Raw genomic sequence first — 26239 nt, 5'->3', positions numbered from 1 at the left:
TTATTTTTCCTCAATCCGAGCTGCTGCACGTCCAACTCCCTCTGCCAATACATTCGTTCCGAGTGCAAACAAAGCAATTAAAATGACAGGAGCAAACACGGCCCATGGTTGAACTAATAAACCAGCACGATTTTCATTAATCATGAGTCCCCAATCTGCTGCTGGAGGTGCCACGCCATAACCCAGAAAAGCCAAACCAGACAACATACCCACTGCCCATGTCAGCATCACACCAAGATGAATGAGTAAAGGCGTCAACATATTGGGTAAAATTTCACGAAATAAAATATAGGTTTTTGAATAACCAAGAATTCGGGCAGCTTCGATATATTCCTGTTCCACTAAATTAAGTGCAACGCTTCGTGCAAGACGTACGACTCCAGGAATAAAAGCAATTGAAACCGTTAAAACGATGAGCCAAGGCTGTCGACCTAACATCGAAACAATAAGTAAGACCAAAATAAGATCGGGAAAGGCCATAAAAACATCAGTCAGCCAAGTCACGAACTGATCAATCTTATTTCGTGCAAAAGCAGCTAATATGCCTAAACTAGAACCAATCACTAATGCGACCAAACTGGCAGCCAGCGTCATCCAGATAATTGAAGCACCGCCAGCAAGTACACGTGACCAAACATCATGACCAATATAGTCATAACCTAAAAATGATTTTCCTTCGGGTGGTCCATAAGTCATACCGACCAAGGCAGTGGGCTCAAATGCAACAAATAACGGTCCAACCAGTGCGAAAATCAAAACTAGAGCTGTGACTACAAATCCAAAACGTACTTGTCTTTCACGAATTAATGTTTGAAAAAAGTTTCTTTGATACCAATGAAGTGAGCTCATTTCCCACCTCCTTGCTGAATATTCTTTAACGCATTGCGACGATCGACAGGTTTTACAGTAATTGGTCGGCCAGACTTCCATAAACGTAATGCCTGACGTCGCCCTGGCGAACGTGCTTTGTGTCTTTTTGCAGTTCGTATTTTTGGTGTGAGTAAAGTCGTGATTAAATCTGCAATTAAATTAACAACCACCACACAAATGGTGAGCAATAAAACGATTGCTTGAATGGTCGGGATATCCCTCATTTCGATTGCTGCATTGAGCGCATTACCAATACCGGGGTAACTGAAAACCACCTCAATAATGAGAGCACCACTCAGCAAAACTCGTATGGTCAATGCTGTACCCTGCACCACAGGAACCAATGCATTTGGTAAAACATGTTTCCAAATAATCCGGCGCTCAGGAATACCTCGCAGTCGCGCAGAGGTTACATATTCTGACTCTAGGGCATCGATCATGGAACCACGCACTAAACGCATCAGATATGGAATGAGTGATAAAGCTAAAGTTAAAATTGGTAAAATTAAAAATTCTAGTTGGCTATAAGGCGACTCATTAGGAATCAGCAACGATGCGGCTGGTAATATATGTAAAACCGATGTTGAAAAAAACATCATTAACCAAATCGCAATAACAAACCCCGGCACCGCTTTAAACACAATAGAGCTAGAGACAATAATACGGTCGAGTTTGCTATCGCGATGAAGCGAGAGCCACACACCTAACACGACTGAAAGTGGTACAGTAACAACAATCACGAGGCTCGTGAGTGCAACTGTGTTACCAAAATAATTCTGAATAATTTGTAAAACAGGTACATTGGAATCAATCGAGCGTCCAAAATTACCTTGTAACAATTGACTCAACCAATGCCAGTATTGAAGCAATATCGGATCATTTAATCCCAATTGTTCACGAAGTATTTGTACCGTTGCTTCAGGTGCTTCTGGTCCTAAAATGACGCGAGCCGGGTCAGATGGAAGTGCTTGTGTTGCAATAAAAACAATGAGACTAATAACAAATACAACCAATACTCCTGACACCAAACGTGTCAAAAACCAAGGTAACCATGCAGGAAACTCAAATGACTTGGCAATTGCTGGTTGTTGAATGGATGCTTCTATTTTGCTGGATTGAATTGTCATATCGGTTACCCTCTACGCCAGAATTCATCTGTACGCCACGCAGCAAAGCCTGTGAGATCAGGCGTTACACCACCAATTTGGTTCGAATGTGCATCAAGGACATTATTAAAGCCCCAAATGAGTAAACCACCTTGCTCATGTTGAATATGCTGTGCTTCATGAACAAGAACTTTTCGTTTTTCCAAATCGGGTTGTTGCAATGCTGCATGCACTAGTTCCGTAAAACGCTCATTCTTAAAACGAGTTTTATTATTTGCCGCACCCGGCCCATCAATTTGCAAGACTGTTAATAAGAAAGGACGCGAAACATTCGAGCCTGTACTAAAGGCCCAATCTTGTTTTACTGCATCCGCAAAAGTAGCAGCTTCAACCTGTTTAACATTAACAATGACACCTGCTTGAGCAGCATGCTGAGCAAAAACTAATGCGGCATTGCTATCTGGGCCTGTATATAAATCGACCGTTAAACTATTATTAAAACCAGCTTCTTTGAGTAGCGATTTTGCTTTATTTAAATCTTGCTTGCGCTGAGCAATACTGTGGTCATATACAGGATCGCTAAACGAATAAAGGTCATTTGCAACTCGTCCTTGCCCAGCTAAAGCACGTTTGACCAAATCGTCTCTATTAGCAATCAATCTAAAAGCTTGTCGTACCCGAGGATCATTGAACGGTGCTTTAGACGTATTCATATCAAATGATTGCCAAGCATCGGTTTCCGATGAAACTAGATTTAGTCGTTTATTAGATTGAATTAAAGCAATATGCTCAGCACTTACTCCAGATGCAATATCAATTTGGCCAGATTGCAAAGCAGCAAGACGCCCTGTCTGATCCTTAAAATCAATAATTTCTATTGCATCAGCATAAGGTTGATTTTCTTTCCAATAATTTTCAAAACGTACAAAACGTGAACGCTGGCCGGGTGTAAAACTTTCAAGCTTAAAGGGGCCAGCCCCGACTACATTTTTAACTGGGTCGTAATCTGTAGGAACAATACCACCCCAGCTCATCCATGCTTCTGGTAAAGCAACCAATCCCTTTCCTTGAGAAAAAGGAATTTCAACGGTGTATTCATCGCGCTTTTTAATTGCATCTCTTTGCAAAGAATAAAGATAAGCTGCAAATGGTGAGGCAAGTTTGGGGTCAGTTAAGCGCCGTAAAGAGAAAATAACATCATCGGCTGTAATGGTTTTACCGTGGTGAAATTCGAGTCCTTTTTTTAAGCGAATAGTCCATTTGGTTCCGTCATTATTGGGCTCAGCAAATTCAGCAAGGGCAAGTTTTGGCTGAATATCTCGGCCCCATTCCCATAACTTTGCATATAAAGGCCAGCCTCTAAACGCACTGGACATACCAATAGGTTTATGTGCATCTAAGTTGCCTGCTTGGTTCCCATTAATCACTCCAATTTTGATAACACCACCTTTTTTCGGCGTATCATTTTGGGGTGAAGCGGCAGTGGCACTTTGAGAAGATGAAGAATCGGGCTTAGAACATCCTATAAGGCTCATTGCAGCAAAAGCACCAACACCTAATCCAGTCTGTTTAATGAGTTCTCTACGTGTAATTTTATTCATGCCTTCTCCCTTAAACCACGACTTCTTGATTCAAGAGGGAATCAATGGATGAATTTTTATTTAGCTTAGGTAACTCAAAACCATGATCTAGCTCTAATAAAGGAAACAATAAGTCTGCTACCCGATAGGCTTCTCCAATTAAAGGAAAACCCGACAAGATAAAGGCTGATACACCATAGCTTTCGTATTCTTTAATCCGTTTGGCAATATTTTCAGCACTACCCACTAAGGCAGTCCCTGCAGCTGGGTTTAAAATATCGAAACCAAATAAAGATGGGCCAGTCCAAACATTAGGATAAATTTCAAAATCTTTAGCTTGAGGCAAAACCCCTTGACGTAATTGTTCTAAGTTCTTTTGAATAGATGGATTGTTACTTTGATAACTCTCAAAACTTTCATTTGGAGGAAGCTGTCGTTTAACAGCTTCGATTGCATAATTTACATCAATCTTGTCAAGTAACGACTGAGCATATTGCCAAGCCTCTTCTTCTGTTTCCCGAACAATAATTTGTAATCGAGTCCCAAATTCTAAAGTTCGGCCAATTTTTGCTGCCTCAGCCGCAACCTTGCTAAACTTTTCTCCAAGTAACGGCGGTGTATTCGCAAAACTTAAATATACATCTAACAATTCAACAGAATGCTGAACGCCTTTGGCAGAAGTTCCAGCTCCCCACAACGGAACACCTTGTTTTTGAGTCGGACCACGCCATTTGGACATTGGAGATCCACCCTCTAAGCGTGGAGCAATTTGAATAAACTCGCCCTCAAATCCAGAGGTATCACCTAAGTAATTTTGCTGAAATGCATTCCAGTATTCTTTACTAAAGTCATAACGCTCATCATGAGTATAGTGAATGCCTAAAGCTGCCAAACCCTTATCATTTCCATTAACGACATTAAATAACAAACGCCCTTTAGAAAATGCATCAAAAGTTTGTGCATATTTTGCCAAAACTGCTGGCTGGACTTCTCCAGGATGTTGGGCAACCAGAAACTTTAAACGTTCAGTAAATGGAATTAAACTTGCAGCAACAGCAAGTGTTTCATATTCACTTGTACCCATGAGTGAACCGTAAAAACCAAGTCGATCTGCGGTAATCGCAATCTGTTGCAAGTGTTCATAATCAGTATCCCACCGCCCAGATTCCAACCAAGGATATGGCCCATCTGGAGAAGTGAGATACCATAAAAGTTTTACAGCCATAGTATTCTCGATCTTTATTTTTTAAATCTTTATCTAATTCAGAGGAAGTAAGCCCAGCGATTTTGCTTTTTCAGTCAATCCACTCATTTTCCATTGCTGATGTAAAACCCCTTGCCCGTATTCTCGGCTCCCACCGACTAATTCAGCCAGCAGCTGAATTTGAGCACCTTCTTCAAGCAATAAAATAAATTCAGCAGTTTCCTGTAGTCCTTGGCGTCCCCATACAGTCGCTCCGCCATTGGCTTCCAAGATGGCCCGATGTTCAATATCAACTTTGAGTTGATCTAAAATAAAATCCACTTCAGCTTGACGGCGATCAATATAAATCGGCAACTCTTTAAACAAATGAAAGCGCTGAACAGGCACATAGCGGATCGGTAAAGTACGATGGGTTTGAGCCCAAGCGCCTAAATTCGGCGCGTGTACATGAGATATTGTGGTGACATCTGCATGCTCTTTAAAAAGCTTGTTATAGCGCCCACCTGCACTTTTTCTTCCCAGTAAAACTTCACCATCAATTGTCTCCACCAATACTTTGCTTTTTTTATCTTTAGACCACGGCCCTGCATAGTTAAAAGTCACTAAGGTATTTTCAGGTCCACGTTCAACAAAATTAACTGTTCCGTTTGCGGTAATTGTTCTTGTTTCACGGAATACTTCAAAAGCAAATTCAGCTTTTTCACGGTTCAATTCGATAAAGTCATTGAGTTCGCGAGACAATGGCGTTTGAATAAGTGTTGTCATGATCAAATCCTCTTTAAAATTTTTTATTTTGACGACGTTTTAAAACTTCGAGTAAAGGACGATGATCAACCCATGTTTCAATATCGACATCGCGCTCTAAGAAACCATGCAACCAAAGAAAATCTTTTTGTTGTTTTAAAAGCTCTAAACGGTCTTCACTTAATGACGGATGTAAAGACTTATGAAAATTATTTCGATAGGCTGTCGCAACACTCTCTGCCCCAGCAATCGTTTCATCTTCTAAAATGACCAAGACCTCATCTAAATGATCTTGTGCCCAATCTGCGGTATCGAATAACTCTTCAAGAAAATCGACGACCACATCAAAATGATCTTCTAATAGGTCTTCATGGACTGTAATTGGACGAGGCGTGCCGTTATTAACACGAGAAGTCACATCTTCAAATTTATCTAAATCAATTCCAACTTTAAGACCGCGTTTAGTTGCAGCTTCAACAGCAGATGCTCCTTTTACATACACAGCATCAACTTCACCTGTAATTAATGCGTCTAGACCTGACCAATACGTGCTCGCATCACGATTCTCTTTAGATCCTGCACGCTCAGGTACTTCAATAAAATTCACATCTCTGAAAGTGAGATTGGCAAGTTGTAAAGCACCACGAATACCTTGCAATGACATGGCTCTAAAAATACTGCCAGCACGTTTGTCAGCGTATTCTGGTAAAGCAACTTTCGCATTTTTTAAATGCTCTGGCTGGCTAATATCTGAATCAGGTCGCACAATAAGGACTTGCCACTCATCAATCCAAGTCAATCCAATAAGTCGGCTTGGCGCCCCTTCAGAACGTGCAGCTAATGCAGGTACATTCCCACCTTCTCGGAACAGAGCTGGCAATTGGTGATCAAAATGATGAACTGATAAACCTTTTCGCGCATCTTGTAAGACGGCAACATCAATGCCGTGCTTTTCAAACTTTTTAACTAAAGTACCGCGTTTTAATGAAATACCTGTTGCTGTAGGCACTGGACATCGAGTGACCCAAATTTCAGACAGGATGTTTTTTACAAATTCTTTAGAATTTTCTTTTTTATCTACTACAAGTGACATACGGATTCCTTAGGATAATTCCACTTTCATCACTTACATTGAGCAGTTTTTATGCCAATTTAATTTATTATTTATTTTCAATTATTTATATGAATGCAACAGGATTGGAAATGTTTATATTTCATCATTTTTCAATGCCAGTGTTGTTTTATCAACATTTACTTCAGGCAAACATAACTTGCAAAATGAAAAAATATACGATCAGCTATCTTAGTACTCGCTGGAATGCAGCTTGAAGCTTTAGTAGATGGCCGAAATAAGCTTGGTGACGATGACGCTAAAGTGAATATTTCTTTATTCAGATAGTTATAGAACTTAACTAAATGTTGTCTACCTGCAAATAAGTCTAAGACCAAACTTCTTTAACTCTAAAGCTAGATGAATATTCATTATGCTTTTATCTCAAATAGTGCACTTCTTTTAAATAATTTTTAAAGATGTCGCGTTTAAACACTGCTACGCTTTTCTCTAATTAATATTGTTCAGTCTTTAAAAATCGTAAATATTTAAATTGTAGTTAGAAATAAAATTATATCTTATACCTCAATATATTAAAAAAGTGTGATGGGTTTCAATATGCTTGCAGGTCGGAAATAATTTTTAATAAATAAAGCGTAATTAATTTTTAATTTATTTATGATAAAGTTAAATTAGTCACATTTTAAATAAAATTGGTATCTTATTTCTCTGTAGTAATTTTGAAATATAAATACTAGAATCAAGTTAATAAATTACATATTTATTAAATATTTAATCATATATTATTTGATGATTTTATCCTCGCCTGTTTATTTGTTAATCTTTAATTTTAAAAATTATATAAATATCAATAAGTTAAATTAATTATATTTATTTTTAAATAATTATATGGATTAATATGATTTAATAATTCTAACTATTACATTATTTAAAATAGTTAATGTGATTTATATCACATGAAAATTAATATTTTTTCTTGATTTAAACTTAATGATTGTTTTTGAATTAAAAATATTGTATCAAATATATATAAACTATTTTATAAATAGGTATATAAAATGAAAAATAATATTTTTAAACTTCTTGTTCTGATGGTGCTTTCCACTTCCCCATTATTTTGTTATGCAAATAACACAATAATGATAAGAGGAAATATTGTTGAAGATACATGCTCAACACAGCATAGCGAGATAGAATGTGTTGAGGTAAACAATTTAAATATTAAACTTGATAGTGAATATTTAAATAAAAATAGTCTTTCTAACCTAGCTCAACATACTGAGAAAATGGACACTAGCATCGAAAGTATAGGTTCTAATCGCAAAGTGGTGGTTATCAACTATCACTAACTTAATAAGGCGTAGCTTTTGAGGCTACTCATACAATAAGTATGATTTAAGAGTGATTTGTCGAATTCTTCGCACATTTTGATGAATTAAATGATGAATCGCTCTTTTTTAATAAAAACTGACTATTTGTATGTTTTTTCTATATACATATGCATAAATTATTCTATATAATTGTATTGTAAGAATTTAAGCTTATTTTTCACATAATTTGTTCAATTCTTTCTTATTTACATAGTGTTCTTATGTAACTTGCTTATCTCTGTATCTCTTCTTTTTTCGAAAAAACAAAAATTATTTATAAACAGCTATATAGCCTGTAAAAGGCAGTCTTGAAGCATTTATTTCTAGTGTGATTTAATTTTTATTATGAAAAAATAATGTGATCTAGTTTGCATTTTGTTTAATAAGTGTTAATATCGCCGCATTACTTTTCAAGATGTCAAACACTGGAAAAGTAAGGAAATAAACTTTTATCCAGACTTTTGAGAAAACACTATGAAAAAACTTGCTTTGATCGCTGCTCTTTCGGTTGTAGGGATTGCGAATGCTCAAGCTGCTGATGGTACAATTACAATTAATGGTTTAGTTACAGACAAAACTTGTGACATCGTTACTCCAGCTGGTAAAGACTTCACAGTTACTCTTCCAACTGTTTCTAAACAAACTTTAGCTGTTGCTGGGGATGTTGCTGGTCGTACTCCTTTCCAAATCAACTTAGCTAACTGTTCACAAGGTAAAGTAGCTACTTACTTCGAACCAGGTGCAACTGTTGACTTCAATACTGGTCGTTTACTTAACCAAGATGCTACTGGTGCTAAAAACGTTAACGTTCAACTTTTAGGTAGTAACAACAATTTCATCCCAGTTCTTGCTGCTGGTGCAAACGGTGCTCAAGCTAACTCTCAATGGGTTGACGTAGCTGAAGGCGCAAGTGCTGACCTTAACTACTATGCTGAATACTATGCAACTGGCGCTTCTACTGCTGGTAAAGTAACTACTTCTGTTCAATACACAATTATCTATCAATAATTAATTGATAGCGGGGTTTCTGTGTCCGCATGGAAACCCTGTTTTGTGTAACACTTTCCTGAATCCTTGTTGGTTGAGAACTCGAAAAATGAAATTGAACAGTTATAATTTTTTGTTAGGTTTGGCATTTGCTTCGTCAGTTGTTGCACCTGCTACTCAAGCAGAAATTGTAATTCATGGCACCCGTGTAATTTATCCATCGGATGCTCGCGAAGTTACGCTACAAGTTAGCAATAACGGTTCAAAGCCAGCACTTGTCCAAGCTTGGATTGATGAAGGTGACCCAAAAAGTACGCCCGACCAATCAAAAGTTCCTTTTATGATTGCTCCTCCTATTTCTCGTGTTGAGGCTACAAAAAGTCAGACCCTTCGTATTACAGCTTTACCAAATGCTTCTCAGTTAAATCAGAAGCAAGAAACGGTTTTATGGTTGAATATTTTAGACATTCCACCCAGACCTACTTCAAAAAGTGAAGATACGACACCTGATAATTTCTTACAGCTTGCGATTCGTTCAAGAATTAAATTCTTTTATCGACCAGCTTCGATTAAAGACGATGCGAATTTAGCATCAGATAAGCTTCAATGGGTTAAATCTGGTCAAAATTTAACGGTAAAAAATCCTTCCCCTTTTCATATTACGCTGACTTCTGTTTATCAAAAGGCAGGTGATAAAAAAGTTGATTTATTACCTCAAGGTTTAATGATTAAACCTTTTTCTGAAGCGTCAGTTCAGCTTAAGAATGGCAATCTTCAAGATATGAGTTTTATTAATGTCAATGACTACGGTGGTCGCGTTGAGCACCAAATAAAACTTCAGTAATCAGATTTATCTTTTTAATAAATTTAAGCACCTATATGTGTAGGCGGACTTAGCTATGCCAAAAAAAAGGCAAGAATCTTATAAATTATTAAAACGCCATATTTGTTACTACTTGGCTTCTGGTGTTGTCACAATGACAATGCCTGTATTCGTGCATGCTGAAGAAACAACTACGAGTGCTCCAGTAGAGGCTGAATTTGATTCTGCTTTTTTAATTGGAGATGCTCAAAAAGTTGACATTTCTCGATTTAAATACGGTAACCCAGTTTTACCGGGCGAATACAACGTTGATCTATATGTAAATGGTCAATGGTTTGGTAAACGTCGTATGGTCTTTAAAGCATTAGACCCTAATAAAAATGCAGAAACGTGTTTTACAGGAATGAACCTGCTTGAGTACGGCGTTAAACAAGACGTTTTGTCTAAGCATACGACCCTTCAAAAAGAGAATAATAGTTGTTATAAAATTGAAGAGTGGGTTGAAAATGCATTTTATGAGTTTGATACGTCTCGTTTACGTGTAGATATTTCGATTCCGCAAGTTGCTTTGCAAAAAAATGCGCAAGGCTATGTCGACCCAAGCGTATGGGATCGCGGTATTAATGCTGGTTTTTTATCTTATAGTGGTAGTGCCTACAAAACATTTAATCAGTCTGGTGACCGAAGCGAAACAACAAACGCATTTATGGGCGTTACAGCTGGTTTAAATATTGCTGGTTGGCAATTACGTCATAATGGTCAATGGCAGTGGCAAGATACGCCTGCTGAAAACCAATCTAAATCAAGTTACGAAGAAACAAGTACTTACTTACAGCGTGCATTCCCTAAATACCGTGGTGTTTTAACCCTAGGTGATAGTTTTACAAATGGCGAAGTATTTGATTCTATTGGTTATCGTGGTATCGATTTCTCAAGTGATGATCGAATGCTGCCAAATAGTATGCTTGGTTATGCGCCACGTATCCGTGGTAATGCAAAAACCAATGCAAAAGTTGAAGTTCGTCAACAAGGCCAACTTATCTATCAGACAACTGTTGCACCAGGTAACTTTGAGATTAATGACCTTTACCCTACTGGTTTTGGTGGGGAAATTGAGGTTTCTATTATTGAAGCAAATGGCCAAGTACAAAAATTTTCGGTTCCATATGCTTCAGTTGTACAAATGTTACGTCCAGGTGTAAACCGTTATTCTTTAACTGTAGGTCAGTTCCGAGATCAAGATATCGATCTTAATCCTTGGGTAGTTCAAGGTAAATACCAGCAAGGTATTAACAACTACCTAACAGGTTATACGGGCATACAAGCAACTGAAAATTATGCTGCTGTATTGCTGGGTGCTGCTTTTGCTACACCAATCGGTGCTGTTGCATTAGATGTTACCCACTCTGAAGCTAATTTTGAAAAACAGTCATCACAATCTGGGCAAAGTTTCCGTTTAAGTTATAGTAAGTTGATTTCTCCAACAAATACAAACTTAACCCTTGCTGCGTATCGTTACTCAACAGAAAATTTCTATAAATTACGTGATGCTCTACTTATTCGCGATTTAGAAGAAAAAGGCGTAAATACCTATGCTGCTGCTGGCCATCAGCGTAGTGAATTCCAAATTACTTTGAACCAAGGTCTTCCTGAAGGTTGGGGTAACTTCTATGTAGTAGGTTCGTGGGTTGACTATTGGAATCGTAGCGAAAGTACTAAACAGTACCAAATTGGTTATAGCAATAACTACCATGGTTTAACTTACGGTTTATCTGCAATTAACCGTAAGGTTGAGTACGGTTCAAATGATGCGTCGCATGATACTGAATATTTAATGACGCTCTCATTCCCGATTAACTTTAAGAAGAACTCAGTTAACGTTAACGTGAGCGCTTCTGAAGATAGTCGTACTGTTGGTGCAAGTGGAATGGTTGGTGATCGCTTTAGCTATGGTGCCTCGGTGTCGCATCAGGACTATGCAAATCCATCATTTAACGCAAATGGCCGTTATCGTACTAACTATGCAACTGTTGGCGGCTCTTATAGTATTGCTGATTCTTACCAACAAGCAATGGTTAGCTTAAGTGGTAGTGTAGTTGCACATTCAGATGGTATTTTATTTGGACCTGAGCAAGGCCAAACCATGGTACTGGTGCATGCTCCAGAGGCCGCTGGTGCAAAAGTTAATAATACCATTGGTTTAAGCGTGAATAAGGCTGGTTATGCGGTTATTCCGTATGTTACCCCGTACCGCCTTAATGACATTACTCTTGACCCACAAGAGATGTCGAGCCAAGTAGAACTTGAAGAAACAAGTCAACGAATTGCACCTTTTGCTGGCGCAATTGCTAAAGTTGATTTTGCGACTAAGACTGGTTATGCAGTTTATATTAATAGTAAAACTGCTGATGGCAACAGTTTACCGTTTGCAGCTCAAGTCTTTAACCAAAAAGATGAAGCTGTAGGTATTGTTGCTCAAGGTAGTATGATTTACTTACGTACCCCACTTGCTCAAGATCATCTTTATGTGAAATGGGGCGATGAAAGCAATGAGCGTTGTTCGGTTGAGTACAATATCAGTAATCAGTTGCAAAATAAGCAACAAAGCATGGTAATGACTGAGGCTGTCTGCAAATGAAAAAATTACTCTTAAATAGTGGTGCTTTAGTTGTATTAGGTTTTTGTATTAATACAGGTGCTCAAGCAGCATGTACGACTAGCAACGGTTTCAGAACAATTGATGTTGCGATGCAAGTTGGACGAGTTGTAGTTCGCCCAAGTGATCCTGTAGGTAAAGTTTTGGTTAAATCCCTTTTTGAGATTAGACCAGATCCTAATACTATGTATACCTGTAGCACTTCGGATATGTTGACGGCACAGTTATTACAAAGTTATCCACTTAGCGTACTTGGTAATAGCATCTATTCAACTAATATTCCAGGGATTGGTATTCGTCTCTATCGCGAAGCGTTTAATGCTGGAAATTTCTCTGGTTACTATCCTTATACTCGTCGCGTCCCAAGCACTCGTTTCACCCTTGCAGAAGGCTATTTTGTTGTAGAAATTGTAAAAACGGCTGAAAATACTGGATCTGGAACTTTAGTCCCTGGTGTTTATAGTAGTTATTATGCCGGAAGCCGAAGTGATCGCCCTTTTTTAACTAGTACGGTTAATGCTAATGCAATTACGATCGCCTCTTCTTCTTGTGAATGGCGTGGCGCTATTAATAAGCAGGTACAACTACCGACAGTTACAAAAGCTGGGTTTAAAGGTGTTGGTTCAACTCAGGGAGATCAATCTTTCGATCTAAATATTTTGTGTAATGGTGGTATCAACCCAACTGGTTATGAAGAGAAAAACCTCATTAGCTTGAGTTTTGATTATCAACAAGACGGCACAAATACCCAAGTTTTAAAAAATCTTGAACCAAATGCAACTAAAGCAAATGGTGTTGGAGTTCAACTTGTATGGAATTATCAAAATAAGAATCAAGTTATTGGCTTAGGTAATAAATTAGAACTGGGAACTGTGAAATCAAATCAAACCATTCAATATGATGTTCCATTGACTGCTCGTTATTATCAAACAGCAGCAAATGTTACGCCTGGCAAAGTTCGTGCCATGGCTACTGTAACTATTGAATATGATTAATCATATTCAATAGTTTATAAATATAATAATTTCAAATATTTAGAATTAATAATAAGTTTTATTTTATCAATACTTTCTAAAAATTTAATACTTAACTCTATAGGAATATTTTATGAAAAAAATAGGTATAGTTGCTGTTAGTGCAATTACATTATGTTGGGCAATGTATGAAGTATCTTCTGACAATACGAGTACCGTATCGCGTAATGAATCTAGCCAAAAAGTAGTATCTAAAACCATTTCATCAACTGCAAAGAATGAAAAATTAGCACCTCAAATGCTTTTGGCTCAGACTACCTCCCTTAATTCTTCTGCCCCAGTCTGCAAATACAATTTTGATGCGACTCAAGAAGATTACGATCTTTGGAATAATGAACACCCTGATTTTCCTACGAAAATATTCCCATCGATAAATGTCCAAAAATTTGGTTTTAAGGTGGAGCCTAGACTAGAAAGTGAGTATGGTTACGTAGATTATGTAGCTACAAGTAAAGCTAGTGTTAATTCGACTAATGAAATTGGTGATTTAACTATACCTCACACAGGTATCGTTGCATTTGAAATGGAACTTAAAATTCCAACATCAACTCTTGGGAGTTCATCACTTGGAAATTCTACTTATTACTCCTCTAGCATTGGATTTAGTGGTGTAACAAATAATGGCTATACAGTTAGGTCCAACTATTGGTTTGATATGGGGGGGTATGATCCAGATTTTGGTGAGAATCCTGCTAGATTAAACTATTATACAGCTTATCGACTTAGTGATAATAGTGGGCCTAACAATCCATATTATAAAGGTCAAAATATGACAAATAATTCAAATGAATACCAAAGATTAGGGATGTATATTAATCAGAACACTAAACAGATTGGCTTTATTATAAATGGTGTTGATCACGGCTATCAATCTACTTTACCTGCTCCACTAGAGAATATACGTTTTTCTGTCTCAAGTAGTATAGGAATATATTCTAATCAATTATTTGGACAAGAGTTGTCGAACGAACTCATTACTGACCGTAATGCGCTACAGTTTAGCTATCCTCAGGGTACAACTGACATGTGCGGTAATGCCATTTAACATATAAAATCATAAGTTGTAAAAAAGGGCTGAATCACAGCCCTTTTTATTTCATTTAGAAATGAATGACTGTACGGATTGATTTGCCTTCGTGCATTAAATCAAAAGCAGTATTAATGTCTTGTAAAGGCATAGTATGCGTTACAAATGGTTCAAGTTGAATCTCACCTTTCATTGCATCTTCAACCATTTTTGGAAGTTGTGAACGGCCTTTTACCCCACCAAAAGCAGTACCTAACCATTTACGGCCGGTAACCAACTGGAATGGACGAGTCGAAATTTCTTGGCCAGCACCAGCAACACCAATAATGACGGATTGTCCCCAACCACGATGTGCACACTCTAAAGCTGAGCGCATTACATTGACGTTACCAATACATTCAAATGAATGATCTACGCCCCAGCCTGTCATTTCTACAATGACTTGCTGAATTGGTTTATCGTAATCTTTAGGGTTTAAGAAATCTGTAGCACCAAATTGCTTAGCAAGTTCAAATTTATCTGGATTGGTGTCTACTACAATAATTTGCCCAGCTTTCGCTTGTCGTGCACCTTGTACAACAGCCAAACCAATTCCGCCTAAGCCAAATACAGCAACAGAATCACCTTCTTGTACTTTAGCTGTGTTATGCACGGCGCCAATACCAGTCGTCACACCACATCCAAGTAAACATACTTGTTCATGATTCGCTTCAGGATTGATTTTTGCTAAAGATACTTCTGCAACTACCGTATATTCACTGAATGTTGAACAACCCATGTAATGGTAAATTGGTTCACCATTATAAGAAAAACGCGTGGTTCCATCTGGCATTACACCTTTACCTTGAGTCGCACGTACTGCAACACACAAGTTGGTTTTTCCAGATTTACAGAATAAGCATTCTTTACATTCAGCAGTATAAAGTGGAATGACATGGTCACCAGGTTTAACGCTTATTACGCCCTCACCCACTTCAACTACCACACCTGCACCTTCATGACCTAAAATGGCAGGAAACACACCTTCTGGGTCATCGCCAGATAATGTAAAAGCATCGGTATGACATACCCCTGTATGGGTAATTTTTATTAAAACTTCACCCGCTTGAGGTGGGGCAACATCAACTTCAACAATCTCTAAAGGTTTTCCTGGGGCAAAGGCGACAGCTGCACGAGATTTCATCTTTGGGTTTCCTTTAAATCATTCGGTATTTATAGTCGAGCAAAATAGATTATGTAACAGTAATACAAGAGCTTAATTTTGCTTAAATTAAAATTGGCTTTCATGACAATCCATCACAGCATAGCCAGTCATGTATCTCTAAGCAAGCTTCAGTTTCAAAAAGAAGAAAACCTCTTACTTGAAGAGGTTTCTTATCAAATCACTTATTTTATAAAAGGGTTACGTTTACTTAGAGGTAAATATCTGGTGGATATGGTGTGTTATCGCTAATTGGCGAATACAGCGTATTTTCAACAAAGAAGCCATTTGGAGCCTGAGTGGTATCGATCGTAATTGAATCAAACATAACCTGTGGATAGGCCCAAATAAATTGCTTCATTAAACCTAAGGAAATATTGTTTTTCATGTCACCAAAAATTCGTTGCCAAATAGGCGTTCGATATGGCTTGGTTTTATCAAATCCATAAATATAGGCAATAGATGCATCAGGAACGAAACCTGATAAGTAAATGACTTTATTGGCAGGATAGCCTAGTCCTTGTATTGGTATTTGTGAAACTGCTTGATGTGCCAAATCTAAGCGAGCTTCCAATAGCCAGTCATAAGCTTCTGTCATCATGTAATCAAAATTGGGATATGAATAATGTTGGCTTGGATAGTTAATATAAGTGGCTAAAGTCTGAATTGGAGATTGAATAGATGGAAAGAAAATGAGGGGGCTAACTTTGGCAGCGGAGTATTTTGCTTTAATGACCGTGCGAATGTCTTGGCAGGTTTGACCTAATTTATTTCTGAGCCATGTTTTAAACTCATCATATGGTGTTCCTGTCTTATTCATTGCTTCATAAATTGTCCCCAAATCTGGTGCATATAAACCTGTATCTGCATTAAAGGCTAGTTTTGTTGGATAGTCATATACACAAGGTAGATTTGTATCGGTGTTATACCACCACCAAGGTTCACCAATCTGCATGTTTACATCACATCCCCCTACTACCATTGCATCTGCAAATTCAATAAAGACTTTACGTAGATATGCCAAAGCATTCTGATGACTTAAACTAAAAAAATAGCTCGGTGGTTGGTAGCCTGTTTTACCCAAATTACTGTTCCAATCACGCTGTGCCCAATATTCATTGGCCCCCAAGGAGTACATTTCAAAGCTTACCCCAAAGATGGGTTGTAGACTGGCGCTATGTAAAGCCTGCGCATATTTCTCATGCCATTTACGCGTACATGAGTTAACAACCGCTTCACCTGTTACCAACGTATCTGGTATTTGCCATTTATTAATATCACTTTTCCATGTCATTTCAGGATAATGTGACATTCCACAATAGTGGTTAACCAAACCCTTATATCCCAAAGTCACCATATTGTTGACTAAGCGCTGAGGATTTAAATCATAGTGGTCGTCATAGCTCGTACAGATACCATAATTGTGCTGAGGAACAACCACACGGCTCAAATTTAACTTTGCATTTGTACCAGTTACGACTGAATTGGTCAGACGAATGTAGCCATCTTCAGGCTGGCTTAAAGGTAAGGCTGATTGGCTATTATAATGGCTCGTGAAACCTGAAAATGAAATCCGTTGAATGTTAGTTACCGGGAAGCTATCTGTAGCAGAAAATCCAGCTTTTACTGTATCCCAGTTAATATGAATATGTGCCGTTCGCGATGAAGGATTATTTGCATAGTTAAATAAGACAACATAGGCAACTTTATCTACACCATTTTCATTATAGTACACCGTTAAAGTGGGCGTTAAACTTGGATTGTTAAGCACTGGCATCGTGGCAGATAACTCAATATCGAAGTCCCAAACCACCCCTGCATAGCTATATTTGGTCTGATACGCTAAAAATTTATGATCTTTAGTATCAGAAGAATCCCACGTAATTCCTACTAAATCATTTGCCATTCGCGCTCTAAAAGATGCTTCGAAACCATTTCCATAATTCGTAATAGCAAAAGACATCGTTTGTGGACCGTCTATTCTCCAATAGATAGGACTAAACCGATCAATAAGTGTATTTTGAGTGATTGGATGTGGTGATGAATTAGAATTATTTTGTACATTTTGTGAGTTAGTTATCATGTCTACATTCTCTTAATGTATTAAGAGGTTTTATATTAAATAATAATTTTTATTTTATTGTTCAGATAAGTAACAATGACGTTTAAATTATTTACAGTTAATATTTTTTATAAAGCTCAAAATATAGTTAAACAATTAAACTTAACATTATCCTAAAATATTTTTGCACCGAGGAGATAATAAATGTCAAATTTTATGCAGCCTACTCATTTTAGGATATTGTTTGTATTTACTCCTCTTGTTTTTGCACTAACAGGTTGTAGTGACGCTTTATATTCTCAAAGAGCCATCCCAATAAAGGCTTCTTCGGAAAATATTCCATATCCAAAGATCGATCCATTTTTAGGAGAAAAGTTACAGCCTAATGAGGAAGTGCTAGCTGAAAACATAGCTCAAGTCATTGAAAAGTCAATTCATGAACAATACACGGCGGGAAATGCTTTGCGTGATGCACATCCTAAAGCGCATGGTTGTGTGCGAGCCGAGTTTCATGTCTCAAAAAATATACCTGCTCAGTTTGCTAAAGGAGTTTTTATCCCAGATCAAAGTTATCAAGCATGGATTCGTTTTTCAAATGCGTCTAATGACGCCACGAGTGCCGACATTAACAAAGATGCACGAGGCATCGCCATAAAACTTTTAGGTATATCTGGAGACAAAATTTTAGAAAGTGAAAAACAAGCGACCACTCAAGATTTTATTATGATTAATCACCCTGTCTTTTTTGCCAATGATGCAAAAAGATATCTTTCTTTTATGAATGATGTGAATAGCCATAATATGATCAGAAAACTTCATATTCCTTTTGCCTTAGGCTTTAAGGGAACCATGAATGCGCTGGGAGCACGTAACTCACAAATTGCAAACCCACTCTATGCACGTTATTGGTCTATGGTTCCCTATCAGTTGGGACTTGGCAAAGATCGGAAAGCAGTTAAATATTCAGTACGTGCTTGTTCGGTAGCACCAAATAATCTACCTAAAAACCCTAATCATGATTTTTTAAGAGAAGCTTTAAAAAATACTTTGCAAAATAATGACGCCTGTATGGAGTTCCTTATTCAGCCGAGAACTTCAAGTAAAATGCTAGTAGAAGATGCGATGACAGAATGGGATGAAAAAGCAGCTCCCTTTTATCAAGTAGCAACTATTCACATTCCAAAGCAAAACTTTGATACACCTGAACAAAACCAGTTCTGTGAAAATCTTTCTTTTACGCCGTGGCATGCTTTACCTGAACATAAGCCATTAGGTGCTGTAAACAGAATGCGTAAGGTCATTTATGAAAATATAAGCAGAGTTCGACATGATATGAATTCAGCCCCTAGACAGGAACCTTAAATATTTTATCCCTGATGGTTTGTCTAAGCTAACTACCTTTAGTCAATTCCTTTGCTTGTATCTATAGTAATACGATCAATAAAATCTGCTAACCATAAAACAAAGTCATCTTCACTTTTATGCTTTGGAATCAAACTTATATCTAATGTAATAGGTAGTTCATTTTTAAAGCTAACAACTGTACCCTCGAAATTCACAAAGTTATATAAAAATTTTAATTCTGTACCTGCAATGGCTTTTTTGATTTCTATGATGAGATTATTTAAGTTTTTAAAATGATTGTTAGAGTATTTATATTTAATATTTTTATTAATTTTTTCTGCTAATAGTAAGTATTTTGGCATTTCTATCTCCTTATTAATTATTTATAAAATATAAGTATAATTTCAAAGTTATAAAAATAAGTTTTTAATTTTTATTAAATTGTTTCTGCATTTTTAATTTTAATTGATCAGTTGTGGCGATAATAACAACATATTGTTTAAAAGTGTGATTTATTTTTGCTTTTTTATTCTGATTAAATTAGTAGGTATTAATATCGACTAAAACACTCGGCTTTAAAATTTATATTAAATAGGCTCAACATATTTAAACTATTAAGCCTATTTAATTTTTAATATTTACTTAAGAGGAAAAGCACTTCTTTAAATCTTAAGTAAGTTTGCGGAAGTTCTTCACTCTATGAACTTTCCCACATTTTCTGCACTCTTTTAATTTCATCGTGAGTTATATCAAAATCATATTCCCAGACATGAATACAGAAAATTTGTCTAAGGTTGTGGAGCATAGACACCTCCTTATAAAAACTGACTAAGCAGTAAGTTTTTTAAGAATATATTTAGCTTATTTAGAAGAATTTTCCTTTTTAGCTTTATCCTCTTTGTGTTTACAGCAATAACCGAAAACAGCACCAGCACTAAAGAAAAACAGAGCTTTGAACATTGGTATCTCCAAAAGATAATTAAGTAAATTAAAAATTAACATTCAAGGTTGTATCTGTTTTTAGGCCAATGGAGCTGATTCTGTGCGTTATGCAAACTTTTGTGAAAAGTTATAACAATATATTTTATAAGAATAAGGAGAGCTAAATTAAAAAACCGCCCCAGAAGGCGGTTGCTGAATTTACAGCGACATATAGAAGTGTAGTGGACGATCACTTCTATATTTTTTGAACTTATTTTTCTTCTTTTATAATTTTAGTAAAGGCATCTGATTTGAAATAATTAATAATCATCTCCCCATCATCACTTGTCGATGATGACACTTTAGGAGGTTCGTCATAGTTAAACTTAAAGTCTGGAGGAATAAATTTCGAGATTGGTGGAAGCTTAGCCTCTCCTCCCGTTGTAATTCTTTCGATAAAACCCGCGAGCCAAAGTATATATTCATCTTTATTTTTATGGTTGGGCATAAGGCTCATATCCAACTTAATCGCGCACTCTTCTAATGGCTTGGTTAAGCACTCTTCAAAATCTATAAAATTATATTTAAGTTTAAACTTGGTTCCTTTAATTTCTTTGCGGATTACGCTAACCAACTGATTTAAGTTCTCTGCTGAGCTTTCAGAAAATAAATTTTTGTCCTCAATTTTTTTATACACATTCTCAGCAATGATTAAATATTGTGGCATTTTATTTTCTCCCTTTTATTGTCAGGCTACTCACTCAGCCCTTTAAGGAAGTATGATAGATATCATGTTTTCTAATGTAATTGTTGTGCTGCCAATTGTAATTAGTGTGTTTTTGTGAAACTTGCAAGCATAGCCATCCGAAAAAAATAAAATTAATGCAAAATGAGTCTCATTTTTAGATAAAAATTTATTCTAATCAAAAAATATTTTTAGCTCATCTAAAGTTGGAAGCTGATTATAAGATTGATCTGCAATTATGGTATTTGCCCAGTTTGTCTTTGAAACTATACAAAAATTAAGCTTCTTTAGAACCTGAATGTCTTTTTCTAATAGACCTAATGGAATCCACATAAAATGAGTAGTTCCTACCAAATTAGGTACAGGCGATCCACATTTACTACAAAATGAAGATGTGAAGCCTGTTTCTTTTTTATAAGTATGGATAAGCTCAAAACCTGAGAGCCATTCAAATTTATCCTTACTCACTAAAGTTGCAGCATTCGCTCCTGTTCCAGTTTGTTTACGACAGAGACTACAGTGGCAATGGTACACAGTCTTGATTTCGTTATTGATAGAAAATTTGACTTCACTACATAAACAAGAACCTACATGACTCATCTCGAGCATCCTTCGAAAATAATATTGAATATAGCACTAGCCTTAAAAAGGTTAAATTTAACTTTATATGTTTAAATGGATAGGCTCTCTTAGAAGTACCTATAAATATAAGGAATTGCTAGAGTTGAGGCTTGGCAGAATGCATTTATACCGTTTAATATGAATTTTGACATATAAATTGAATATAAAAATGCTGTGATGTGCTTATCTTGGATGCGACTTAAAAGCTTACATGATTAATCAACTCTATCAGCACTACAGTAGTATGGCATTAAATGCCTGGGGCTTTACACATACACCTTCGTATAACGATACATACGACCCTGATGAGAATGATACAGTGACAAATAGCTTTAATTGGTTGAATGATGAACAAGCTACAGAAAAAACTAAACAAGGATTAACTGCTTTTGTTGCATTGGATGATGCTTTTATCAGTATCGCCTCTCGTATGTATCTGATTAGAAATGCAAAAGAAAAAATCGATTTACAATACTATATTTGGACAAATGATTTTGTTGGAAACTTAATGCTGCACGAGTTATTAACGGCGGCAGATCGTGGTGTAAAAGTTCGGTTACTCATTGACGATCAAAATGGAGTAAAACTTGATGGTGTTCTAAGAAGCCTTCTACACCATCCTAACTTTGAAATTCGTTTATTTAATCCATACAAATTTAGATATGTAAGAATCTTGGACTATATTTTCCGGTTTAAGAAAGTAAACCATCGCATGCATAATAAATTAATTATTGCAGATGGCGTGATTGCGGTAACAGGCGGTCGTAACATCAGTAGTGAGTACTTTGATGCAAGTAGTAAGTTCCAGTTTACAGATCTAGATATTCTATTTTATGGGCATACAGTACAGCATGCTCAAGCAGTTTTTAATGATTTCTGGCAAAGTGAGTTAAGCCAAGATGCGACCAAGCTGGTCGGGACTTGCGCTGTCCACCACTTGCAATCTTTACGACAGCATTATCATGATTTGCTTCATGAAAGTGAAAATCATACTCAAACCGAAGATAAGCTTTATGATGCTCAAACTTATTTAAAAGAACTTTTAGAGCATTATCCAATTCAATGGTCAAAAGCATATTTTGTTGCAGATTCACCGAAAAAGATCTTAGGAATAGCCTCTAAAGAAGAAATGCTTTATGGGCAAGTTATGGCCATTATGGGTGAACCAAAGCAGCACATCGAATTGGCTTCAGCTTATTTTGTTCCTACACAACAAGGCGCTTACTATTTAAAACAGTTAAAAGTTCAAGGTGTTAAAGTTAGGGTTTTAACGAACTCTTTTGCTGCAAATGATGTGGCAGTTGTGCATGCTTTTTATAGTCAATATCGGGTTGAAATGCTGAAAAGCGGTGTGGAGCTATTTGAGTTTAAGCCATTTTTAGAACGCAGACGTAGAACATGGTATGAAGTGGTAACTGGAAGTGTGATTCCAGCAAAAGGTAAAAATAAATCGAGCTTGCATGCCAAATTTTTTGATGTGGACGGTAAAGTATTTATTGGTTCTTTTAACTTTGATCCACGTTCGACTTACTTAAATACTGAGGTTGGTCTTGTTATTGAGTCAAGTCAATTACAAGCACAAATTTCGGTCATGCTCGATCAGCATTTACCTCAAGTCGCCTATCAACTTAAGTTAAACAGTGAAGGTAAAATTATTTGGTTAGATTATCAGTCAAATGGACAAGTTGTTGAATATGAAAAAGACCCAGATACCAGCCTTTTCCAACGTACAATGATTAAAGCCGTTTCATATTTACCCGTTGAATGGATGATGTAAGAACACTTCAACTTGACTTATAAAATCCCAATTTCTTTAAAAAATTTCTGATAAGCCTCAGCTTTTTTCTCTAGCGCTAATGGATAAGCTCGAGACGAAGATGGTAAGCGATATAAATTAATATCTCTTCCTGCAAAGTAAGTCGATGTAGATGTCCCTATAAGCGGTTTTTCAGTGTTCTCGGGTAAAACTGAAATTAAGGTATCAGTTGCTTTATCACCAGTGGTCATGATGGTCTGACATAGAGGAATCTGCTGAAGCAAAACAGTAAGATCTGTGGGCGTTACGATTTCAAGAAATTTATCTGCGGCATTCCCCTTCAACCGCTTAATTTGATAAGCCGTGTCAAAGATTGCAATACCTGTTTCAATTAAGAAATTTCGGATACGTTCTTCATTAAAATTTTTTTGGTTTTCACTTAAAAAGTAAGTTTTATCTTGGAAAAAGATTAAACCAAAAATTCGCCACATATCATTTTGGAAATTTGGATAGTAAAAATCCATCTTCCATTTATTACGCGGTGGTGGAAAGCTACCCAACATGAGTAAACACGCATTTTCAGGTAAAAAGGGTTCTAGTGGATGTGTTTCTATCTCAATTATCATAAAAAATCAGTGTTTACTTAAAAACTTTATAAACAAATTAACCTATTTTTTAGTTAATCACGAGTCATGAAATGCAATTTCTCTTAATTAAAGCGTTAATGGGAAGAATCAGCTCTTACTGAAAAACATTGAGATGATACCTCTGTAGGAATCACCTCAATCATTTAACGTGTAGTGTGCTGGTGGACTCAAATTTATTAAGAGTTCAAGACTTTAAAAACCTTACCTGTTCTTGGATGAGCAAAACTGTTATCTGGATCTAAATTAATGACTTTATCCGAAATCACAATTTTAGAAAGTGGCAACCAGCTTTGCTCTTGTTCAGCTTGGACAAAATTTTTTTCATAAATATTTTCATAAATTTGTTCAACTACAATTTCCATACCACACATACTTTTGGCATTTACTTCTTTTAAAATATGGCGCTTTGACATTCTAGTCTCCTTTTTTATTATCCGCATCGCTAATAATAAAGACTCCACTGATACAATATGTAAATTTTAATAATGAAAGTGTTTTTTTTGTTTTAATCATACTTTTGTAATAATTAAATGAATAGTGGAGTAATTATTAATTTAATTATTATCTTTAAGTTAATCTATTTAAAATAATTATGAGTTTTAATAAAATTAAAGGGTTCATTATTTGAACCCCTTTTTATTTAATTTTAAACTTGTACAGCGTTATCAATTGAGCCGTCATCTTGATTTTGGACCCTGTCTTTACTAGTCACTGAGTCGTTATCGTGATCTGTATTAAAACTCTTACTGTTCTTTTGCTTCTTCTTGTAGACACACATCCCAATCGCAATACCTGTTCCTATCACTAAAATTGACTTTAACATTTTGCACCTCTTCGATTGACGGAGTAACTTTTGAAAAATCAGCTTTAATTAATAGCACATAATTTGTTATTTAACGGCTTTCATTTGCTCCGCTTTTGTAAGGTATTTAATTTTTATGTTAATTGAATAGTGTAATAGTTAAAAAATAAATTTTGATACAAAGCAAAAAGCCTATTCTATATTTTGAATAGGCTTTTTACTGTATTTCAGGATTAAGCAGTATTATGAATTGCTTTAAGCAATCTTATTATCTTTGAATACACTACAAATGTATTTAATGCTGAAGTTTTAGTCAAGATGGAGTTGAGTGGTTATACCAATAATTAGTAGTTCTTGTGATGGATATCACGTTTATTTGTTTCAGATAAGAAAAAACCCATTTCTACTTCTCATGAAGAAATGGGTAATGTGAAAACCACAAAAGACCTGAAATACCAAATGTTCTTACATTCAGTAAGGTTGAGTGTAGTGAATATACCGAATGGTTGACAATTAAACTATTTGTATTTTTTTTAGTCATTTCGGCCAATAAAAAAACTGTTATGATTCTGTAGATTAACTCTGTTTAGTCATTCATTATTAACCCAAAATTCTATCAACCACCCTCACCCAATTATTAAGACATATATTTTCAATCAGTGTTTTAGAATAACCACGCTGTTGCATACGCTCAATTAAGCGATGTAGCCCTGTCACATCTTCAAGTTCAGCACCAATAAGTGCACCGTCAAAATCAGAGCCAAAGCCCACATGTTCCTCGCCTAAATGATCCATTAAATATTCTAAATGTTCTAGAATTACATCGATGAGTGTATCTGCATTGCGTTGTCCATCGGATCGTAAAAACGCGACATCAAAATTTACGCCTACCATACCTTTACTTTCTCGGATTGCTTTAAGCTGCGAGTCAGTTAAGTTACGTGCTTGAGGACATAAAGCATGTGCATTAGAGTGCGTTGCTACGATTGGCTGCTGCAATATATCTACCGTATTCCAAAAAGCTTGTTCATTCATATGGGAAACATCAATCACCATCTTTTTATCGGCACAGCGTTTTATAAAGTCTTTGCCATCGCTGGTAAGACCTGCTCCAGTGTCGGGTGAATGAGGAAACTTGGCATTTAAACCATGTCCAAAGCGGCTCGGTCTATTCCAAAGTGGGCCAATACTACGCAGGCCTCTTTCATAAAACACATCGAGTAAATCAGGATTTTGTTGTAGAGCTTCTGCACCTTCCATATGCAACACAATTGCTAGCTTTTGCTCTACTAAACAATCCTGAATATTTTGAACTGATGTGCAAATTTTAATATTTTTAGAATGCTGAGCGAGTTGATGAGCTAAATCGAGTTGTTCCAAGCAAATTTGTTCAATTTGCTGTTGGGTAAAATCAGAAGCATTTTGATCAAATAGCTTATTGGGATGATGCTGTTGCACATAGCTGTATGGTGGTAAAAAAATCGCAAACATTCCTCCCATAAAACCAGCTTGTTGACAGCGTTTTAGGTCAAGATGGCCTGCTAAGCGTTCATGAATAAAAGCATGTACAGGATCTGCATGATCACTTAGCCATAAGCGTGTTAAAGCATCATTATGCCCATCAAAAACTGGAATATGGGTAGGCTTCATAAGCATTCCTATTGCTT

General features: G+C 36.4%; 22 protein-coding genes. 8 read left to right on the top strand and 14 right to left on the bottom strand.

The features are described from left to right. From F886_RS11535 to F886_RS11510, 6 genes are read right to left on the bottom strand one after another with little or no spacing between them, the layout of a single operon-like run. The gene (locus tag F886_RS11535; RefSeq protein WP_000096369.1) at positions 1–849 is read right to left on the bottom strand and encodes an ABC transporter permease; all 849 of its coding nucleotides are present in this window, start codon (positions 847–849) and stop codon (positions 1–3) included. Next, positions 846–1997 carry an ABC transporter permease gene (locus F886_RS11530; protein WP_005305257.1) on the bottom strand — a complete coding sequence of 384 codons (1152 nt, stop codon included), beginning with the start codon at positions 1995–1997 and terminating at the stop codon, positions 846–848. Before F886_RS11530 ends, F886_RS11535 begins: the two co-directional genes overlap by 4 nt. Before the next feature lie 5 nt (positions 1998–2002). Continuing rightward, positions 2003–3577: an ABC transporter substrate-binding protein gene (locus F886_RS11525; RefSeq protein WP_005305254.1), complete on the bottom strand. Its 1575-nt coding sequence runs from the start codon at positions 3575–3577 to the stop codon at positions 2003–2005. 10 nt (positions 3578–3587) lie between these two features. Continuing rightward, the gene (locus F886_RS11520) at positions 3588–4781 is read right to left on the bottom strand and encodes an LLM class flavin-dependent oxidoreductase (RefSeq protein ID WP_005305251.1); all 1194 of its coding nucleotides are present in this window, start codon (positions 4779–4781) and stop codon (positions 3588–3590) included. Between the two features lie 33 nt (positions 4782–4814). Beyond that, positions 4815–5525 (bottom strand): class II aldolase/adducin family protein, encoded by a 711-nt coding sequence (locus F886_RS11515; RefSeq protein WP_000209266.1) that lies wholly within the window; start codon positions 5523–5525, stop codon positions 4815–4817. A 13-nt stretch (positions 5526–5538) separates the two neighbouring features. Then, positions 5539–6597: an ABC transporter substrate-binding protein gene (locus F886_RS11510; RefSeq protein WP_005305246.1), complete on the bottom strand. Its 1059-nt coding sequence runs from the start codon at positions 6595–6597 to the stop codon at positions 5539–5541. Positions 6598–7634: 1037 nt separating this feature from the next. Here F886_RS11510 and F886_RS11505 point away from each other — a divergent pair. From F886_RS11505 to F886_RS11480, 6 genes are all read left to right on the top strand, one after another. Beyond that, positions 7635–7925, top strand: a complete 291-nt coding sequence (locus tag F886_RS11505; RefSeq protein WP_005305243.1) for a hypothetical protein — start codon at positions 7635–7637, stop codon at positions 7923–7925. A 495-nt stretch (positions 7926–8420) separates the two neighbouring features. Beyond that, positions 8421–8954, top strand: coding sequence for a fimbrial protein (locus F886_RS11500; protein WP_000731819.1), 534 nt, complete (start codon positions 8421–8423; stop codon positions 8952–8954). 88 nt (positions 8955–9042) lie between these two features. After that, a complete protein-coding gene (locus F886_RS11495; protein ID WP_005305239.1) occupies positions 9043–9777 on the top strand; it encodes a fimbrial biogenesis chaperone in 735 nt (244 codons plus the stop codon). A gap of 55 nt (positions 9778–9832) precedes the next feature. Then, the gene (locus F886_RS11490) at positions 9833–12394 is read left to right on the top strand and encodes a fimbria/pilus outer membrane usher protein (RefSeq protein WP_005305236.1); all 2562 of its coding nucleotides are present in this window, start codon (positions 9833–9835) and stop codon (positions 12392–12394) included. Then, positions 12391–13407, top strand: a complete 1017-nt coding sequence (locus F886_RS11485) for a fimbrial protein (RefSeq protein WP_005305233.1) — start codon at positions 12391–12393, stop codon at positions 13405–13407. Before F886_RS11490 ends, F886_RS11485 begins: the two co-directional genes overlap by 4 nt. Positions 13408–13519: 112 nt before the next feature. Continuing rightward, on the top strand, positions 13520–14491 hold the full coding sequence (locus F886_RS11480; RefSeq protein WP_005305231.1) for a DUF4882 family protein: 972 nt from the start codon (positions 13520–13522) through the stop codon (positions 14489–14491). 55 nt (positions 14492–14546) lie between these two features. Here the strand turns inward: F886_RS11480 and F886_RS11475 are convergent, their stop codons facing one another. Beyond that, the gene (locus F886_RS11475) at positions 14547–15656 is read right to left on the bottom strand and encodes an S-(hydroxymethyl)glutathione dehydrogenase/class III alcohol dehydrogenase (RefSeq protein ID WP_005305228.1); all 1110 of its coding nucleotides are present in this window, start codon (positions 15654–15656) and stop codon (positions 14547–14549) included. A 229-nt stretch (positions 15657–15885) separates the two neighbouring features. Then, a complete protein-coding gene (locus tag F886_RS11470; protein ID WP_005305225.1) occupies positions 15886–17757 on the bottom strand; it encodes a non-contractile tail sheath protein in 1872 nt (623 codons plus the stop codon). Positions 17758–17940: 183 nt separating this feature from the next. Here F886_RS11470 and F886_RS11465 point away from each other — a divergent pair, with 183 nt between their 5' ends. Beyond that, entirely contained in the window at positions 17941–19098 is a 1158-nt protein-coding gene (locus F886_RS11465) for a catalase family protein (RefSeq protein ID WP_005305222.1), read from the top strand. Between the two features lie 38 nt (positions 19099–19136). On the opposite strand, the gene F886_RS11460 is transcribed toward F886_RS11465, so the two are convergent. The 3 genes from F886_RS11460 to F886_RS11450 all read right to left on the bottom strand — a co-directional run bounded on the left by F886_RS11460 (position 19137) and on the right by F886_RS11450 (position 21355). Beyond that, positions 19137–19442, bottom strand: a complete 306-nt coding sequence (locus tag F886_RS11460) for a hypothetical protein (protein ID WP_005305220.1) — start codon at positions 19440–19442, stop codon at positions 19137–19139. Between the two features lie 830 nt (positions 19443–20272). After that, a complete protein-coding gene (locus tag F886_RS11455) occupies positions 20273–20728 on the bottom strand; it encodes a hypothetical protein (RefSeq protein WP_005305214.1) in 456 nt (151 codons plus the stop codon). Between the two features lie 192 nt (positions 20729–20920). Further along, positions 20921–21355 (bottom strand): GFA family protein, encoded by a 435-nt coding sequence (locus tag F886_RS11450; RefSeq protein WP_081402164.1) that lies wholly within the window; start codon positions 21353–21355, stop codon positions 20921–20923. Positions 21356–21578: 223 nt separating this feature from the next. On the opposite strand from F886_RS11450, the gene F886_RS11445 reads away from it, so the two are divergent. Next, entirely contained in the window at positions 21579–23144 is a 1566-nt protein-coding gene (locus F886_RS11445; RefSeq protein ID WP_005305208.1) for a phospholipase D family protein, read from the top strand. Positions 23145–23161: 17 nt separating this feature from the next. On the opposite strand, the gene F886_RS11440 is transcribed toward F886_RS11445, so the two are convergent. The 3 genes from F886_RS11440 to F886_RS11430 form a co-directional block, all read right to left on the bottom strand. Beyond that, positions 23162–23749, bottom strand: a complete 588-nt coding sequence (locus F886_RS11440; protein ID WP_005305204.1) for a hypothetical protein — start codon at positions 23747–23749, stop codon at positions 23162–23164. Positions 23750–23946: 197 nt separating this feature from the next. Next, positions 23947–24183, bottom strand: a complete 237-nt coding sequence (locus F886_RS11435; protein WP_004792401.1) for a hypothetical protein — start codon at positions 24181–24183, stop codon at positions 23947–23949. A gap of 989 nt (positions 24184–25172) precedes the next feature. Next, positions 25173–26222, bottom strand: a complete 1050-nt coding sequence (locus F886_RS11430) for a dipeptidase (protein WP_005305198.1) — start codon at positions 26220–26222, stop codon at positions 25173–25175. Between the last annotated feature and the right edge of the window lie 17 nt (positions 26223–26239).

Origin of the sequence: Acinetobacter sp. NIPH 542 (assembly GCF_000369825.1) — a bacterium.
Classification (GTDB): Bacteria; Pseudomonadota; Gammaproteobacteria; order Pseudomonadales; family Moraxellaceae; genus Acinetobacter; species Acinetobacter oleivorans.
This window is presented reverse-complemented; position numbering and strand designations above follow the sequence as displayed.